Consider the following 15,954-nt stretch of genomic DNA (forward strand, 5'->3'; position numbering starts at 1 on the left):
GTTCTCCTGAGCGTAAGCTCTTCTTTGGCCGACATTGTCGGCCTTTTTTATGGGCGCCGAAAAACTGGCGACACCAAAGTAAAAGCACAAACCATGCCAACTTATATTGTTCAGCCCGGCAGACACCACGTCAGAGGGGCTCTGACGAGGTTTTCCTGCCGGCACTCTGGCGATGCCTGAGATCTATCCCACTTTGTTGATGGCGATGAATAAATTGCTTAAAGCTTCCGGTGGGATGGCCGCTACAGAAGGTGAAGCAAATCGAGGGGGTGTTCGGAAATCCAACATTTGCGCAACTGCGGGTCCGATGTCCGTTCAAACAGAGGGCCCGCCAGGTGAGACAGACCCGTTCAAGCTGTCCACCTGAACGGTGGGATCCTGACCGTGCATCGACACAAGCAGGGCCCGCAGTTTCTTGTTCATCAGGAGAATTTTTTTATGGCCATGTTTATCAATACTAATACTTCATCATTGAACGCCCAGCGTAACTTGATGAACACCACCAAGTCGTTGGATACCTCTTACACCCGTCTGGCCTCCGGCCTGCGCATCAACAGCGCCAAGGACGATGCGGCCGGTCTGCAGATCTCCAACCGTCTGACCTCCCAGGTCAACGGTCTGGATCAGGGCAACCGCAACGCCAACGACGGCATCTCCCTGGCGCAGACCGCTGAAGGGGCCATGGACGAAGTGACCGGCATGCTGCAGCGCATGCGTACCCTGGCGCAGCAATCTGCCAACGGCTCCAACTCTGCCAAGGACCGCGAGGCCCTGCAGAAGGAAGTGGATCAGCTGGGCTCCGAGATCAACCGCATTTCTACCGATACCACCTTCGCAGGCACCAAGCTGCTGGATGGCAGCTACACCGGCAGCTTCCAGGTCGGTGCCGATGCCAACCAGACCATCGGCTTCAGCCTGAACCAATCTGCGGGTTTCAGTATCTCCGGGATCGCGGCCGCGGCCGCGACATCGATTACGACGGCCACCGGGGCGACAGTACTGGTTTCTGCCATCTTCGTGGGGGGCAGTGCCGGTGGTATCAGCATCAGCAGCCAGAGCAACGCACAGAACGTGCTGGCCGCCGTCGACTCCATGCTGGGCGTAGTTGACAGTAAGCGTGCCGAACTGGGTGCGGTGCAAAACCGTCTGGATTCCACCATCCGCAACCAGGCCAATATCTCGGAAAACGTATCGGCAGCTCGTTCCCGTATCCGCGATGCGGATTTCGCGACCGAAACCGCCAACATGACCAAGCAGAACATCCTGCAGCAGGCGGCCTCCAGCATCCTGGCTCAGGCCAACCAGCGCCCGCAGTCGGCTCTGTCACTGCTGGGTTAATCAGGCAAAAGAACAGGGCGGTCGTTCAGGCCGCCCTGCTCAGAAAGCGGGAACCACGGGGCGTTCGTATGTGCGCCTTGTTCTATCGAAAGGGAGTCTTTTCAACGATATACCGTTTCGAGAGGCAGCTGTCCAGGCGGCCGATCTCGAGTCTGATTTTCTGAGTCCAAGTTCTATGCTGGCCGACCTTTGTCGGCTTTTTTGTGGGCGCCAGAAAGCTGGCGACACAATTCTCTGGCATCAAATACGCCAACTCTCTTTTGTGACAGGAAGTGATGCAAGAAGGCTATCGGCCACTGCGGGACGGCTCTCTTGGCTCGTCCTCTTTATCTTCTGAGCGGAAGCTGTTTGCCTCTTTGTTGACGGGGGCGGCAATAAATCTCCTAAAGCTTCCGATGAGGCTGCCGTTACAAGGTATGAAGCAAATTGTGGGGTGTTCGGAAATCCAGCATTTGCGCGACTGCGGGTTCGATGTCCGTTCAAACAGAGGACCCGCCAGATGGTTCAGACCGTTCAATCTGTCCATCTGAACGGTGGGATCCTGACGATGTGACACCAGCAGGGCCCGCAGTTTCTTGTTCATCAGGAGAAATCTTTTATGGCCATGTTTATCAACACCAACACTTCATCATTGAACGCCCAGCGTAACTTGATGAACACTACCAAGTCGTTGGATACCTCTTACACCCGCCTGGCCTCCGGCCTGCGCATCAACAGCGCCAAGGACGATGCGGCGGGGCTGCAGATCTCCAACCGTCTGACCTCCCAGATCAACGGTCTGGATCAGGGCAACCGCAACGCCAACGACGGCATCTCCCTGGCGCAGACCGCGGAAGGGGCCATGGATGAAGTGACCGGCATGCTGCAGCGCATGCGCACCCTGGCGCAGCAATCTGCCAACGGCTCCAACTCCGCCAAGGACCGCGAGGCCCTGCAGAAGGAGGTGGATCAGTTGGGGTCCGAAATCAACCGTATCTCCAAGGACACTACCTTCGCCGGTACCAAGCTGCTGGATGGCAACTACAGCGGCAGTTTCCAGGTGGGTGCCGATGCCAACCAGACCATAGGCTTCAGCCTGTCCCAGGCTGACGGATTCAGCATCTCAGGTATTGCGGCTGCGGCCAACACGACAGTGGATGTAGGTACCGTCATAGGTACAGCCATCAACGTCACGGCGATTTTCGCCGCCGGCAGTTCTATCAGCATCAGCACTCAGAGTGGTGCTCAGCAGGTGCTGGCCGCTGCCGATGCCATGCTGGGGGTGGTGGACAGCAAGCGTGCCGAGCTGGGTGCGGTACAAAACCGTCTGGATTCCACCATTCGCAACCAGGCCAATATCTCGGAAAACGTCAGTGCCGCGCGTTCCCGTATCCGCGATGCGGACTTCGCGACCGAAACCGCGAACATGACCAAGCAGAACATCCTGCAGCAGGCGGCTTCCAGCATTCTGGCTCAGGCCAACCAACGTCCTCAGTCGGCTCTGTCGCTGCTGGGTTAAACCGGTTCAACCCTTGACATTGATATGAGGAGCAGCAGATGGCCACTGAATCGATAGCCATGGCTTCTGTTACTTCGACGCTCACTCAACATGGCGGCCCCCAGGCCGCCATGCCTGTTTCTCCCTCCGTTTCGGGTGGACATGATGTGGTCGAGCAGAAAGGCGTCGAGTCGACAGCCCAGGTATCGCAGGCGCCGCTGACACACATCAGGGCAGCAGAGCCGCGTATCGACAGGGCTGATATAGAAAAACAGGCCCAAGAATTGCAAGAAAGATTGGACAACCTGAGCAAAATGAAAGGGTGGACGATCAATTTCAGCCTGATCCCCGAATTCGATCAGCCGGTGATCAAGGTGATAGACGCGGAGACCAAACAGGTGATCCGCCAGATCCCGAGCGAAGAGATGCTCTTGATTAGCAAGAGGTTGCAGTCCATGGAACAATCGGGAAACACGGTATCCAGCCTCTCAGGGCTGCTGTTCGATGGTCAGGTGTAACCCATTTTTTAAGTCGATAGACAGGAGGACGTGATGGCAATTACCTCTGCGGGGGCGGGGTCTGGGCTCGATCTTGAGAGCGTGATTTCGGCGAGTGTGTCAGCGAAAAAAGCCCAGCTGCAACAGCCGATCATTACCAAGCAGAACAGCACCCAGATCACCTTGTCTGGCATAGGTCAGCTGAAGTCCTCCATCTCTGCCTTTACCGACATTCTCGACAAACTGAGTGCGCCTGGCGCATTCAACAAGCGCGCCATCAACATCACCCAGAGCAAGGATGACCCTGTGCTGAAGGTGGAGAGCAAGTCTGGCGCCTCCAATGGGCAATACAACATCATCGTCAATAAGTTGGCGGAAACGAGTCGTCAGGAAGGGATTTTCGATAGTTCCACTACCTCACTGGTCACTCAGGATGGACAACTGACCTTCCAGGCCGGCGACAAGACCTTCAAGGTGGATGTGAAAGCGGGCGATACCCTGCAAGACATTCGCAAGAGCATCAACAGCAATGGTGACAACTTCGGCCTCAGTGCCAACATCGTCAACACGGCGGATGGCAAGGCCAAGCTGGTGATAGACTCCGGCATCTCGGGAGATGGCAAGGATCTGACCATCACCGGGAATACCGCCGAACTCGCCATCTTCGAGGCCGGCGGCGGCGTCATGAGCCAGACCCGGGCGGCCAGCAGTGCCGAGATCAATGTGGATGGCAACGTCCTCAAGAGCGACACCAACACCTTTGACGACTCCATTCAGGATCTCAAGGTGACCGTGTTGCGGGTGTCGGACAAGGACAGTGTCGGAGATCTCAAGGCCAACAGGGTGGACATCACCACCGACAAGACATCCATTCAGGATCTTGTCCAGCAGTTCGTGGATGGCTACAACACCCTGCAGGACAAGATGAATGGTCTGGGCAAGCGCAACAGCTTCGTGGGCGGCGTCAAGCAGGACGATGGCGGTGCCCTGGCGGGGGATTCCACTACCCGTGCCATCAGCGCGTTCATGAGCAATCTGCTGGTCAGCCCTTCCCAGAACAGCAGCACCTATTCCACCATCTTCGAAGTCGGCATCAAGATGGACAACAAGGGCAAGTTGTCGCTGGACAAGACCAAGTTCGGTGAGGCGGTCGACAAGAACTTCGATCAGGTGGTGACGCTCTTTGGCGAGGAGAAGGGGTTGGCGGCCACCTTGAATACCGGCCTGAAAGAGTACACCAAGAGTGGCGGCATGCTGGCACAGCGGGAAGATGTCCTGAACTCGGATTTGCGTGCGCTGACCCAGAAAACAGCGACGGCCAATGCTCAACTGGCGAAATATGAAGCGGCATTGCGTGCTCAATACGGCAGCCTGGATGCCCTGCTGGTCAAGATGAACAGCTCAGCCTCGGCACTGGCGACCTTGCAGACGAATTATCAAAACTCTTGATAGATCGAGAGAATTCAAACATGTACAAACGCAATATCAAAGCATATACGGCGGGCAACCTTGCCGCCGATCTGGCCACGGCGGATCCTCATCGCGTCATCCAGCTGATGATGCAGGGCTGCCTGGAACGTCTGGCGCAAGCCAAGGGAGCCATAGAGCGCAACGACATGGAGGCCAAATCCATCGCCGTCTCCAAGGCCCAGGGGTTGCTGCACGGTCTGCAGGATGCGCTGGACATGAGCCAGGGCGCCATGGCTGAAGACCTGTATGGGCTCTACGCCTATATGGACGAACGTGTCTGGGACGCCAGCCTGACCCGTGATGTCGCGCCCCTTGAAGAAGTCATGACACTGATGCTGACCATCAAGTCCGGTTGGGATCAACTGCCGGAGTCAGAAAAGCAGCAAGGATTCCAGATGAGACAACAGTTGGGCGAGCTGTGAGCGCCACCCTCGCCGCCCTCGAAGAGGCACTGAATGAGAATGCCCGTCTGGTGGAGGGGCTGTTGCAACAGCAGCAATATGACGAGGCGTTGCAGTGCATGGATGAGCGGCTGGCATTGATAGAGAGCCTGATGCAACTGGTTGGCCGGGAGCCGTCGCAACGGTCGGCCGCGGTGGCGCTGGCTGGCAGATTGTCCATTCAGGAAGAGAGCATGCAGGCCCTGGCCGCCAGCCACCATCACGCCATTTTCGAACGCTTGACTCTGGTCGGTAGAGCCAACAAGGCCGGGCAGGCCTATCGCGTGAACAGCAAGGAGTTCTGATGCCAGGCAATATTGATGCGGCCCTGATAAAAGCGGAGCAGGAAGCGCTGCGGCTTCGGCAGCAGGCGGAGCAGGAAGCGGCCATGGCGGTGGCTTTGCCGCTGCGATTTGAACAGAATATGGCGGCGTTTCGCCAGTACATTCCCCATATCGCCGACATGTATGAGCACTATCAACCCGCCCGTCCATTCCGGTTTTTCTGCAACGAGAATGGTCAGCCCAATCTGGCCTGGCTCGACGATGATGTCGCCGTCTACGGCAAGGAGCCTTACCTCATCTGCGAGACCCTGGTGACCGAATTCATGGAGAAGGGGGGGCTGTCCAAGTTCTCCTTCAGCCAGGAGGCGAACCCCCTCGGTTTCATGCACGTCGAGTACCTCAACAGGCTCAATGCCTATCTTGACGACATTTCTGCAAAGGAAGCGCTGCTGGCTCATGTCCCCAGCGAGGTGCCGAGTGCCCTGGTCTTCGGGGTGGGGCTGGGGTATCACCTCGGCTATCTCTATGAGCGCTGCAAGATTGGCACGCTGTTTTTGTTCGAGCCGGATCTGGACCTCTTCTACGGCTCCTTGTTCTGTTTCGACTGGGCTCCCTTGCTGAGCTACCTGCATCAGGAGAATCTGGGTCTGCACATCCTGCTGGGCCAGGACGAAGAGACCATTGTCAAGGACTTTGCCTCGGCCATTCACAGTCGAGGATCCTTCCTGGTTGCCAACGCCTTCATCATGTGGGGCTATCAGAGCGACAAGATCAAGAAACTGATAGAGAGGCTGCAGCAGGAGCACTATTTGCTGGTGATGGGGTGGGGGTTCTTCGACGACAACCTGATCGCCTTGTCCCACACCATCAACAACATCGAACGTGGCGTCCCCTTCTTGCAAAGAGACCTGCGGCTCTCGTCTAAATACCAGCGTGTCCCTGTCTTCATCGTCGCCAACGGCCCTTCCCTCGATGGCGCCATCTCGGTGATCGCAGAGAACAAGGACAAGGCCATCATCGTTTCGTGTGGCAGCGCCATCTCGGCCCTGCACAGGGTGGGGATCAAGCCGGATATCCATGTCGAGACCGAGCGGACCAAGATCGTCTATGACTTCCTGGTCAACCTGGATGATCCCGAGTACTTGCGTGACGTGCTCTTCCTGAGTACGGACGTCATCCATCCCGATTGTGCCACCCTGTTCGACCAGTCGGCACTGGCGTTCAAGCTCAGCGAACCCGGGGTGGTGCTGTACCAGAACTACTTCTCCTCCCTCAGGCCCTGTGCCGCCCTTGGCGGGGTCAACCCTCTGGTGGGCAATATCGGCATCAGTGCCCCCATTCACCTCGGCTTCAAGCAGCTCTATCTCTTCGGGCTGGACAATGGCTACAAGCACAAGGGGCACCATCACTCCAGGCTCAGTTCCTACTACAACGATGAGGAGAGTGCCGGCGCCCTGGGAGAGATGATGTATGGCGACAGCCTGTGGCAACGCGAGGGGAACTTCGGCGGCACCGTCATCAGCAATGCCATGTTCGATACCTCCCGCCGCGTGATGGAGCAGGTTCTGGCGAACAATGACGACGTGCGTTGCTTCAATTGCAGCGATGGGGCCAGGATCGCGCATGCCAGGGCCCTGCCGAGCGGCGAAATCCACCTCTCCCAGCCTGTCGACAAGCGAGCCCTGCTCGGAGAGATTGCGGCGCTCTGTGCCCCCATCCCCTTGTCCAAGGAGGATTTCTCCTCGCTGCTCGACGTCGAGTTCTTCAATCTCTTCATCGACAAGATGATGGAGGAATGGCGGCAGCCCTTCTCCTCCCGCAACGAGTTGAACCAGCTGATGCTGCGCAACTTCGGCTACCTTGGCCAGATTGCCGTCACACGGCAGCAGCATATCTCCCAGACCATGGTGGGGTCGATGAACTATGTGTTCACCCTGCTGAGCTCCATCCTCTACTCGTTTGAGGGAGAGGAGGAGACGCTGGCCCTGATGAAGCCCGCCATCGAGCTCTGGCTGGAGTTCCTGGAGAAGGCGAGGGAGATGTATCCCAGGGCGCTCGACAGCGTCGACATGGTGGATAACGAAGTGATGGCGCTGTTCAGAAAGAAAACCGTGAACAGCTGAGCCTGTGCCCCTGCACGTGGGGAGAGACGAAAATACCGACCCTTGGGTCGGTATTTTTTATCTTGCGGGATAGGGGTTCTGCGCCGCGAGCAGCCTCGCATCTTTGCGCAGGATCTGCACCGAGATCAGCGCATCCGGCTCGAGTTCGGTGCCGCCGTCGTGATGCTGCACATGCTCGAACAGACGGTGGTAACCCGGATGCCAGGCAAACAGATCGCCGTAGTTCATCTTGTAGCTGAAGAGACTGGCGTGATGCTGATAGTCGTTGCGATAGTGCCCGGCCGGCGGATTGAAATCCAGTATGGTCATGAGTCCCCGATCGGCCAGCAGCGCATCGCTGCCTGCGGCAATCTTGAACAGATCCTGGGGATCGCACAGATAGAGGCAGAAGCCGAAGATGATGAGGTCGACGGGTTCCATCTCGGGCAGGTTGTCGGCCGTCCCCACAGTGAGCTGCAATCCAGGGTAGCGGGAGAGCCCATCCTGGATGGCACTGGCCGAGGGATCCACCCCATAGCAGCGTGCGCCGTAATGCTCGGCCAGCTGCGCCAACCGCCAGCCGTTGGCACAGCCAATCTCCAGGATCCTGGCGGGTTTGCTGCCCAGATACGCCAGTGCCTTGAAGATGGGATCGCGCTCCAGGGTCTTGCCTAGGATGGCGCTCTTGTTGCGTTCGTACCACTCGTTCCCTTCCCGGGACATGAAGACGTTCTTCTGATCCATGCTGAGCTCCTCGACCGTTTAGGAAACCAATGACCAGGCCAGGGGCGTACCGGCCTGAATATCCTGGCTGGCACGGCGACCCAGCAGGGAGGGAAGGTGAACCGGGGGCAAACCATCGGCCGGCCGGACGGAACGGACATTGCGGGACGTGAAGGCATCCCCCGCCTTCATGTCCTCACAGACGAAGAGGGAGCGAGCGAAGCGCCGGTTGCGCATCGTCTTGTCGCTGAGGTGATAGCTGACCTCACCCAGGGCCGCCTCGACTTGCCGGATCCCTTCGACCATGTGGGCGAACTCGTCCGGCGTCATGGAGAAGGAGGCATCCGGTCCACCCAGGGCTCGGTCCAGAATGAAGTGCTTCTCTATCACGCTAGCCCCCAGGGCGGTGGCGGCCATGGCCACCGCTTCCCCCAGGGTATGGTCCGACAACCCCACCTCGACCCCGAAAGTCTGCTTCATATTCGGCATGGTGAGCAGGTTGGCCTCCTCCACCGGGGCTGGGTAGGAGGAGGTGCACTTGAGCAATGTGATGTCGTGATTGCCCACGCGGCGGCAGGCTTGCACGGCGGCATCGATGTCGGCCAGGGTCGCGATGCCGGTCGAGATGATCATCGGCTTGCCCTTGCTGGCGGTGTACTCGATCAGGGGGATGTCGGTGATCTCGAAGGAGGCGATCTTGTAGAGAGGGACGTCGAGTGTCTCCAGAAAATCGACGGCACTGGGGTCGAAGGGGGTGGAGAAGAAGATGAGGCCTTCCTTGTGCGCTTCCGCCTGGATGGCGGCATGCCACTCCCAGGGGGTATAGGCCTTCTGGTAGAGCTTGTAGAGCGTGGTGCCATCCCAGATGGTGCCCTGATTGATCTGGAAATGTTCATTGTCGCAGTCGAGGGTGATGGTGTCGGCCGTATAGGTCTGGATCTTGATGGCATTGGCGCCGCACGCCTTGGCTGCGCGTACCGTCGCGAGGGCCGTCTCCAGGGAGTGGCCATGATTGGCCGACAGTTCGGCGATGATGAAGCATCGATTCGGATGAATGGCTTGGGTCATGGATGTCTCCACTCCTGTTCGGTGATCCCCATGAGCACGAGATCGACATAGTTTGTTGTATGAGGGCGATAGACCGCCTCCCGCCAGGCCCCTTCATGGCGAAAGCCAGCACGCAGATAGGCCTGAATGGCTCTTTCATTGTCGGCCGCGACCTCCAGCTTGAGCGTATGCAACCGGGCGACCTCGAAGGCGAGGCGGTTGACGGTGGCCAGCAGGCGAGCCCCCAGCCCCTTGTCGGGGCGCGAGGGATTGCGATAGATCCCGAGCCAGGCCAGACGATTCTGCCAGTCCAGCCGGTGCAGGGCGATCACCCCCAGGATCCCCCGGGGGTCGAGGCAGAGGTAGTTCAGGTTGCGGGTGTCCTGGTGCTGGCGTGCCATGAAGGCGCGATGCGTCTCCAGACTGATGTCGCCTCCCGTATTCATCCAGCGTGCGATCTCGGGGTGGGTTCGCATCTGCCAGACCGCCACGACCTGCTGTTCGTCCAGCATGGCGAAGGGGAGCAGGCTCACCCCGGCGAGGTCGAAGGCGTGCTGCAGATCTAGGCCTGGTTGAGCCATGAGAGGGCCTCCAGGGTACCGTTTCCTGCCATGAGTCGCTGCAACCCTTGTGCCCGTCTGGCGCGCTCCTCCGCTGTCGCCAGCGTCGCCAGCCCTTGTTCCAGCCGGGATAGCAGGGCGGCATCCTGCCACCAGCCGCCGGAGACAAAGGTGTCTGGACCGCACCAGCCCGCCAGCTGGCGGGCCTGGTTGTCGGCTACGCCGATGAGCACGCCCGGCAGACCGCAGCGTGCCAGTTCATAGGTCACCTGCCCGGCGGCGCTGATGGCTAGATCGCAGCGGCACATGAGATCCGCCATCTGCCCGGCATCGAGGTTGTGATGTTGCCGGCATCCCGACAGGCGCGAGTCGGGCGCCCGGTTGACGACGTTCAACTCCGCGTCCGGATGGTGCCGGCGCAGCCAGGTGACCAGGCCAGGTTGCAGGTCGTGGATGTCGGTGCCGCCCATGATGAGCAGGATGCGTTCGATGCGGGTTGAGACCCGGATTCGGGCGGGCACGGACCAGAACGGGGGGCGCAGGGGTTGCCAGCCAGGTCCCCACCGCCAGGTGGCGATGTCGGACTGGTTGCCTGGTGTGCCCGGGCTGGCGTGAATGACCAGCCCCTTCGGGTAGTTCAGCCGCTCGGTGTCATCGAGATAGAGCACCCGCAGGAAACCGGCAGAGATGCTCTCAAGCGTGGCCAGGCTGGCCGAGTAGGAGTCGACGATGGCGACCGCCTGTTGCGGGGAGATGGGTCGCTGCTGCCAGGTGTCCCAGCTGACGGACTCCTTCCCGAGTAGAGTGCTGGCAAGCTCGTCGCCATCGACTACCCAGTGGACGGTACCGCCCTGCTGTCGCCAGGCCGCGGCATAGGCGCTGCAACGACTGAGGTGACCGAGGCCCCGGGCCTGGTCCCCCTCGCTGAAGATCCAGAGCGGCGGCATTTAGCGCACCTTGAACACCGGCTGGATAGGCTCGCCATCCAGGGCCTGATGAATGGCCTTGTCGGCATCCAGGCGGACAAGCGCCGGCAGGACCTCGGCATAGACGGCCAGCAGGGTCTGTACATCCTGCTCGCTGTGGGCAAGGTTCAGGTTGTGGCTGCCGAGGCTCAGGATGCCCCGCTTGCACAGCTCCTGGATGAAATAGCTCTTGAGCAGCCAGCTGGAGTGGTTGGCCGAGTCGCCGATGAGCAGGAAGCTCCAGCTCGGATGGCCGGCGCTTTGCAGCCAGCTCGGGGCATCCAACTTTTGCAGCAAGGCATCGAGCCCGTTCAGCAACTGCTGGCCCCGCTCGGCCAGCCGTGCAGGCACGTCGAGCCGGCGCATCTTTCCGATCACGGCGTTGGCCGCCGCCAGGGCGATGGCATCGCCGCCGAAGGTGCCGGAGAAGAAGATGTCTTCCATGCGGCGCATGTACTGGCGGCGACCCACCACGGCGGAGATGGGGAAGCCGTTGGCCATGCCCTTGCCGAAGGCGGCCAGATCCGGGGTCACCCCGAACAGGGTCTGGGCGCCGCCGAGGTGGAAGCGAAAACCGGTGATGGTCTCATCGAAGATGAGCAGGGCGCCGTGCTCGTCGCACAGCTGGCGCAGGCCGGGCAGGAAGTCCGGAGCGGGCCAGGCGACGTTCATGGGTTCCAGGATCACGGCGGCAAACTCGCCGGGATGGGCTTCCAGCTGGGCCTTGAGGGAGGCCAGATCGTTGTAGTCGAAGCGATGGGTGAGCTCGCGCACGCACTCGGGCACCCCCAGGTGGCGGGTGGTGGAGCCGATGTACCAGTCCTGCCAGCCGTGGTAGCCGCAGACGGCGACCCGCTCCCGACCGGTGACGGCGCGGGAGAGGCGAATGCAGGCGGAGGTGGCGTCGGTGCCGTTCTTGCCAAAGCGGACCATCTCGGCGCAGGGGATGAGCTCGATGAGCTGCTCCGCCACCTCGGTTTCCAGGCGGTGGGGCAGGGAGAAGATGGAGCCCAGGCTGAGCTGATCCAGCACGGCCTGGTTCACCTCCGGATCGCAGTAACCCAGGCTGATGGCCAGCAGGCCGCTGGCAAAGTCGAGATACTCGTTGCCATCCACATCCCACACCCTGGCGCCCTGACCGCGCTCGAGAAAGAGCGGCGCGGCGCCATAGGGGAAGCTGAGGCGGCTCTTGGAGAAGGTCTGGGACCCTAAAGGAATGCTCTGCTCGGCCCGGGCGGAGAGGGTCAGTGAATGCTGATACCGTGAGGTCATGAGTGGTTCTCCTTGGCCAGCGAGCTTGCCAGCCCCTCATTGCGTTGATGTTGGGTGTTCAGGGTCGCCAACTGCGGCTCACGCGCCAGCAGGGCGAGAATGTCTTCGGTGGCAAAGGCCGGGTTTGACGGGTAGAGCCGCTGATAGATTTGCTCGACCAGGGCGAAGTCGGCGGGCTCGTCCACCGTCCAGCGCAGATGGGCCAGGCTCGGCTGGCGCGCCAGCTTGCCTATCTTGAACTGCGCCTCGTGCTGGCGGATGTAGTAGGTGACGTGTTCGCGCTGGGTCGGGGTGTGGGCGCTCCCGGCCAGCAGATCCAGGGTGGCGGCGCTCAGGATCTCGGCGTCCAGTCCATCCGGGTAGCTGGGGTCCCAGCAGTTGCTGCTGTAGTCGTAGCCGCCGGTCAGATGCAGCTCGACCAGCTCGTCGATGAGGGCGGGATCCGCGAGCGGACAATCCCCGGTGAGCCGCACGATCTGGCTGGGGCCGAAGGGTTGGGCGGCCAGATGAAAACGCTGCAGCACGTCGTCCAGCGGGCCGCGAAAACAGGGGACGCCCAACTCGGTGCAAAGGGCCGAGATGGCCTCATCCCCGGCCTGGTCGCTGGTGGCGACCACCAGTCGATCCAGCCTGGTCGAGCGCTGGAGCCGCTCTATCTGGCGGGCGAGCATGGGGACGCCGAGCAGGGGCTTGAGTACCTTGCCCGGCAGTCGGCTGGAGCTGGCTCTGGCCTGCAATATTCCGAGGATCATGATGTTCTCCACATGGCCGGGTTGATGAGGCCGGGCTCGTCGCAGGCGAGGGCGGCCAGCTCGTCGTCATGGCACGGATGCAGATGGGCATAGGTCGAGGCGATGGCCGCCAGTTCATGGGCATGACAGACCCCGACCACGAAGCGGCTTACCTGGGGCAGGGCCGGGATCAGGGAGAGCGCCTTGTGGAGCGGGGAGAGATGGGGATGCCAGTCGTCCAGCCGCGTCAGCGGTCGGGCGAAGGCCTGGAAATAGTCCGGGCGCATGGCCGGCTGCATCAGCAGCAGGCCTTGCAGGAACAGAGAGCGCACGTGGATTTCACACCCCAGGGCCTGCAGTCGGTCGAGCCAGCCCGAGCGTAAAAAACGCTGATCGAGCAGGTTGGCGGGGAGCTGCACCAGCTCCAGCGGATAACCCTGCGCCAGCCAGAGTGCCAGCTCCTCGGGGGCATAGACGGAGACCCCCAGCTTGCCCACCAGCCCCTGACGCTGCAGCTCTGCCAACTGCTCGAACAGGGCGGGGCTGGCATCCTGGCTGCGGTGCAGCAGCAGGCCGTCCAGCCTGGGGCGGGCCAGGCGTTGCAGGCTGCCTGCCACCGAGGTGGCGACCTCGGTGGCCTGGATGCCCGGCGCCAGCTTGCCCACCAGCTGGAAGTCGGCGGTGTGATGGCTGCCGAGCCGGGTCTCGGCCTTGCCATAGGCCTGGGCCGTGTCCAGGGTATCCACCCCCAGCTTGCGGGCCAGGGTCAGGATGGCATCGAGTTCGTCATCCGGCACTTCGCCGGCGCGGTTGCTGACGCCGTAATCGAGCCCGAACTGGACCGTGCCCAGGGCTAGGCGCATAGCACGGACTCCAGCGCCCGCACCACCTGATCCTGCTCCGCCAGGGAGAGGACGGGGTACAGGGGGAGGCTGACGGCTTGCCGGTAATAGGCCTGGGCGCCGGGGTAGGCTGCGGGATCATGACCCAGCTCGCGATAGTAGGGCTGGGCCGGGATGGGCATGTAATGGACGTTCACCCCTATGCCGGCCTCCCTCAGATGGGCAAACACCCGATCCCGGTCGGCGACCCGGACCACATAGAGGTGGTAGCCGCTGCGCCTGTCATCCATTTGGCGCAGGGGCTGCACCGGCAGCCGGGTCAGCAGTTCGTCGTAGCGGGCGGCAAGCTGTTGGCGCTGCTCGATAAACAGGGGCAGGCGGCGAAGCTGGCTTGCGCCCAGTGCGGCCTGGATGTCGGTCAGCCGGTAGTTGAAACCCAGTACCTGCTGCTCGTAGTACCAGCCTCCCGGGCTGGGGGCACTCAGCTGAGCGGGCTCCCGGGTGATGCCATGGCTGCGATAAAGCCTCAGCTTTGCGGCCAGTGCGGCGCAGCGGGTGGTCACGGCTCCCCCTTCCCCTGTGGTGATGGGTTTCACCGGGTGGAAGCTGAAGACGGTCATGTCGCTGTGGGCACAGCTACCGATGGGTTGCCCCTGATAGCTGGCCCCCAGGGCATGGCAGGCATCCTCGATGAGGTGCACGCCATATTCTCGGCACAGGGCACCTATCTCGGCGAGATCGCAGGGCTGGCCCGCAAGATGCACGGCGACCAGGGCCTTGGGCTGGTGGGGGCTGCCCTGCACCCGTTGCAGCTTCTCGCGCAGCGCCGCCACGCAGAGGTTGCCGGTCTCGGGCTCCACGTCGACGAAGTCCACCTGGGCGCCGCAGTAACGGGCGCAGTTGGCGGAGGCGACAAAGCTGATGGCGGAGACCCAGACCCAGTCATCCGCCCCCAGATCCAGCGCGGCGCAGGCAAGGTGCAGTGCCGTGGTGCCATTGCTGCAGGCGATCACGTGGGGGGCCAGGCAATAGTCGGCCAGCCCCTGTTCGAAGGCGGGCACCATCTCGCCCTGGGTCAGGTAGTCGGACTTCAGGACGGCGACGACGGCCTCGATATCTTCATCTGTGATGGATTGGCGTCCATAGGGGATCATTCGGCGAGCACCTGCTGATTCATGACTTTCAATTCCTCTATCGACAGGAAATGGCGATTGTTGAGGGAATTGTATTCGAAGCCGTGTTCGACCTGGGTGGCCTTCTCCCCCAGGGCGTTGACGGCGAAGTCATTGTTGCGGCTCGTGAAGGTGATGCTGGGGGCGATTACGTAATAGTTGTCAAATTCATAGGTATGGTAGGAGTCGTCGGCCGGGCACATCACCTCGTGCAGCTTCTCGCCCGGGCGGATGCCAATGATCTCCTGGGGCAGCTCCGGCGCCATGGCGCTGGCGAGATCCGTGATGCGCACCGACGGGATCTTGGGAACGAACACTTCCCCCCCCTTCATGCGGGCAAAGTTGGTCAGCACGAACTCCACTCCCTGCTGCAGAGTCAGCCAGAAGCGTGTCATCTCGGCATGGGTGATGGGCAGGCGGCTGGCCCCTTCCCTGATCAGCCGGTCGAAGAAGGGCACGACCGAGCCGCGGGAGCCCACGACGTTGCCGTAGCGCACCACGGAGAAGATGGTGGGGTTCTTGCCCGCCATATTATTGGCGGCCACGAACAGCTTGTCGGAGCAGAGCTTGGTGGCGCCATAGAGATTGACCGGGTTGGCCGCCTTGTCGGTGGAGAGGGCGATCACCTTCTCGACCCCGTTGTTGAGCGCCGCCTTGATGACGTTTTCCGCCCCGTGGATGTTGGTCTTGATGCACTCCATGGGGTTGTATTCGGCGGCAGGCACCTGCTTGAGGGCGGCGGCATGGACCACGAAGTCCACGCCGTGCATGGCCATGTCCAGGCGTTCGCCATCGCGCACGTCGCCGATGAAGTAGCGCATGCAGGGGTGGTTGAACCGCTGCTGCATCTCGAATTGCTTGAGCTCATCACGGGAGTAGACGATCAGACGGCTCGGCGTGTACTGGGTGAGGACCGTTTCGATGAACTTCTTGCCAAAGGAGCCGGTACCCCCGGTGATCAGGATCGTTTTTCCGTTGAACATGTCATTGTCCCGTTATGGAGTGAGTGTCTTCAAATAGTGAAGCATATTTTA

The 15,954-nt window shown here is 61.0% G+C and carries 17 protein-coding genes; 7 read left to right on the forward strand and 10 right to left on the reverse strand.

Annotated elements, in window-relative coordinates:
* The first annotated feature begins 438 nt into the window (after positions 1-438).
* Positions 439-1,338: a flagellin gene (locus R2B70_RS07215; protein ID WP_209791630.1), complete on the forward strand. Its 900-nt coding sequence runs from the start codon at positions 439-441 to the stop codon at positions 1,336-1,338.
* A gap of 286 nt (positions 1,339-1,624) precedes the next feature.
* Here R2B70_RS07215 and R2B70_RS07220 read toward each other — a convergent pair whose 3' ends face one another.
* Positions 1,625-1,921, reverse strand: coding sequence for a hypothetical protein (locus R2B70_RS07220; protein WP_318162990.1), 297 nt, complete (start codon positions 1,919-1,921; stop codon positions 1,625-1,627).
* A gap of 15 nt (positions 1,922-1,936) precedes the next feature.
* Between R2B70_RS07220 and R2B70_RS07225 the strand changes: the two genes are divergently transcribed.
* From R2B70_RS07225 to R2B70_RS07250, 6 genes are read left to right on the forward strand one after another with little or no spacing between them, the layout of a single operon-like run.
* Positions 1,937-2,836 (forward strand): flagellin, encoded by a 900-nt coding sequence (locus R2B70_RS07225; protein ID WP_209791632.1) that lies wholly within the window; start codon positions 1,937-1,939, stop codon positions 2,834-2,836.
* 38 nt (positions 2,837-2,874) lie between these two features.
* The gene (locus R2B70_RS07230; RefSeq protein ID WP_245195830.1) at positions 2,875-3,333 is read left to right on the forward strand and encodes a flagellar protein FlaG; all 459 of its coding nucleotides are present in this window, start codon (positions 2,875-2,877) and stop codon (positions 3,331-3,333) included.
* Positions 3,334-3,366: 33 nt separating this feature from the next.
* Positions 3,367-4,761 carry a flagellar filament capping protein FliD gene (fliD, locus tag R2B70_RS07235; protein ID WP_412055161.1) on the forward strand — a complete coding sequence of 465 codons (1,395 nt, stop codon included), beginning with the start codon at positions 3,367-3,369 and terminating at the stop codon, positions 4,759-4,761.
* A 20-nt stretch (positions 4,762-4,781) separates the two neighbouring features.
* A complete protein-coding gene (gene fliS / locus R2B70_RS07240) occupies positions 4,782-5,204 on the forward strand; it encodes a flagellar export chaperone FliS (RefSeq protein WP_049636147.1) in 423 nt (140 codons plus the stop codon).
* Positions 5,201-5,527 carry a hypothetical protein gene (locus R2B70_RS07245; protein WP_318162992.1) on the forward strand — a complete coding sequence of 109 codons (327 nt, stop codon included), beginning with the start codon at positions 5,201-5,203 and terminating at the stop codon, positions 5,525-5,527. The genes fliS and R2B70_RS07245 overlap by 4 nt, the downstream gene beginning before the upstream one ends.
* Complete coding sequence (locus R2B70_RS07250; RefSeq protein ID WP_318162993.1) at positions 5,527-7,629, forward strand: 6-hydroxymethylpterin diphosphokinase MptE-like protein; 2,103 nt, start codon at positions 5,527-5,529, stop codon at positions 7,627-7,629. Before R2B70_RS07245 ends, R2B70_RS07250 begins: the two co-directional genes overlap by 1 nt.
* 57 nt (positions 7,630-7,686) lie before the next feature.
* Here R2B70_RS07250 and R2B70_RS07255 read toward each other — a convergent pair whose 3' ends face one another.
* The 9 genes from R2B70_RS07255 to pseB are packed head-to-tail and all read right to left on the reverse strand — an operon-like array spanning position 7,687 to position 15,903.
* Positions 7,687-8,352, reverse strand: a complete 666-nt coding sequence (locus R2B70_RS07255; protein WP_318162994.1) for a class I SAM-dependent methyltransferase — start codon at positions 8,350-8,352, stop codon at positions 7,687-7,689.
* An 18-nt stretch (positions 8,353-8,370) separates the two neighbouring features.
* Positions 8,371-9,399: a pseudaminic acid synthase gene (pseI, locus tag R2B70_RS07260; protein ID WP_318162995.1), complete on the reverse strand. Its 1,029-nt coding sequence runs from the start codon at positions 9,397-9,399 to the stop codon at positions 8,371-8,373.
* Positions 9,396-9,959 (reverse strand): UDP-4-amino-4,6-dideoxy-N-acetyl-beta-L-altrosamine N-acetyltransferase, encoded by a 564-nt coding sequence (gene pseH / locus R2B70_RS07265; protein ID WP_318162996.1) that lies wholly within the window; start codon positions 9,957-9,959, stop codon positions 9,396-9,398. Before pseH ends, pseI begins: the two co-directional genes overlap by 4 nt.
* On the reverse strand, positions 9,941-10,885 hold the full coding sequence (locus R2B70_RS07270; protein WP_318162997.1) for a hypothetical protein: 945 nt from the start codon (positions 10,883-10,885) through the stop codon (positions 9,941-9,943). The genes pseH and R2B70_RS07270 overlap by 19 nt, the downstream gene beginning before the upstream one ends.
* Positions 10,886-12,175, reverse strand: a complete 1,290-nt coding sequence (locus R2B70_RS07275; protein ID WP_318162998.1) for an aminotransferase class III-fold pyridoxal phosphate-dependent enzyme — start codon at positions 12,173-12,175, stop codon at positions 10,886-10,888.
* Positions 12,172-12,927 carry a glycosyltransferase family protein gene (locus tag R2B70_RS07280; protein ID WP_318162999.1) on the reverse strand — a complete coding sequence of 252 codons (756 nt, stop codon included), beginning with the start codon at positions 12,925-12,927 and terminating at the stop codon, positions 12,172-12,174. Before R2B70_RS07280 ends, R2B70_RS07275 begins: the two co-directional genes overlap by 4 nt.
* Positions 12,924-13,769, reverse strand: coding sequence for an aldo/keto reductase (locus R2B70_RS07285; protein WP_318163000.1), 846 nt, complete (start codon positions 13,767-13,769; stop codon positions 12,924-12,926). The genes R2B70_RS07280 and R2B70_RS07285 overlap by 4 nt, the downstream gene beginning before the upstream one ends.
* Complete coding sequence (pseC, locus tag R2B70_RS07290) at positions 13,760-14,902, reverse strand: UDP-4-amino-4,6-dideoxy-N-acetyl-beta-L-altrosamine transaminase (RefSeq protein WP_318163001.1); 1,143 nt, start codon at positions 14,900-14,902, stop codon at positions 13,760-13,762. The genes R2B70_RS07285 and pseC overlap by 10 nt, the downstream gene beginning before the upstream one ends.
* Positions 14,899-15,903 (reverse strand): UDP-N-acetylglucosamine 4,6-dehydratase (inverting), encoded by a 1,005-nt coding sequence (gene pseB / locus R2B70_RS07295; RefSeq protein WP_069784654.1) that lies wholly within the window; start codon positions 15,901-15,903, stop codon positions 14,899-14,901. Before pseB ends, pseC begins: the two co-directional genes overlap by 4 nt.
* Between the last annotated feature and the right edge of the window lie 51 nt (positions 15,904-15,954).

The organism is Aeromonas sp. XH, from assembly GCF_033348475.1.
Classification (GTDB): domain Bacteria; phylum Pseudomonadota; class Gammaproteobacteria; order Enterobacterales; family Aeromonadaceae; genus Aeromonas; species Aeromonas sanarellii.

Bases quoted from the DNA above. Each gene is read 5' to 3' on its own strand.
- R2B70_RS07220 (WP_318162990.1), bottom strand. From the start codon at position 1,921: ATGAACAAGAAACTGCGGGCCCTGCTGGTGTCACATCGTCAGGATCCC.
- pseB (WP_069784654.1), bottom strand. From the start codon at position 15,903: ATGTTCAACGGAAAAACGATCCTGATCACCGGGGGTACCGGCTCCTTT.
- R2B70_RS07230 (WP_245195830.1), top strand. From the start codon at position 2,875: ATGGCCACTGAATCGATAGCCATGGCTTCTGTTACTTCGACGCTCACT.
- R2B70_RS07280 (WP_318162999.1), bottom strand. From the start codon at position 12,927: ATGATCCTCGGAATATTGCAGGCCAGAGCCAGCTCCAGCCGACTGCCG.
- R2B70_RS07270 (WP_318162997.1), bottom strand. From the start codon at position 10,885: ATGCCGCCGCTCTGGATCTTCAGCGAGGGGGACCAGGCCCGGGGCCTC.
- R2B70_RS07255 (WP_318162994.1), bottom strand. From the start codon at position 8,352: ATGGATCAGAAGAACGTCTTCATGTCCCGGGAAGGGAACGAGTGGTAC.
- pseH (WP_318162996.1), bottom strand. From the start codon at position 9,959: ATGGCTCAACCAGGCCTAGATCTGCAGCACGCCTTCGACCTCGCCGGG.
- R2B70_RS07285 (WP_318163000.1), bottom strand. From the start codon at position 13,769: ATGCGCCTAGCCCTGGGCACGGTCCAGTTCGGGCTCGATTACGGCGTC.
- R2B70_RS07225 (WP_209791632.1), top strand. From the start codon at position 1,937: ATGGCCATGTTTATCAACACCAACACTTCATCATTGAACGCCCAGCGT.
- R2B70_RS07215 (WP_209791630.1), top strand. From the start codon at position 439: ATGGCCATGTTTATCAATACTAATACTTCATCATTGAACGCCCAGCGT.
- R2B70_RS07250 (WP_318162993.1), top strand. From the start codon at position 5,527: ATGCCAGGCAATATTGATGCGGCCCTGATAAAAGCGGAGCAGGAAGCG.
- fliD (WP_412055161.1), top strand. From the start codon at position 3,367: ATGGCAATTACCTCTGCGGGGGCGGGGTCTGGGCTCGATCTTGAGAGC.
- pseC (WP_318163001.1), bottom strand. From the start codon at position 14,902: ATGATCCCCTATGGACGCCAATCCATCACAGATGAAGATATCGAGGCC.
- R2B70_RS07275 (WP_318162998.1), bottom strand. From the start codon at position 12,175: ATGACCTCACGGTATCAGCATTCACTGACCCTCTCCGCCCGGGCCGAG.
- pseI (WP_318162995.1), bottom strand. From the start codon at position 9,399: ATGACCCAAGCCATTCATCCGAATCGATGCTTCATCATCGCCGAACTG.
- fliS (WP_049636147.1), top strand. From the start codon at position 4,782: ATGTACAAACGCAATATCAAAGCATATACGGCGGGCAACCTTGCCGCC.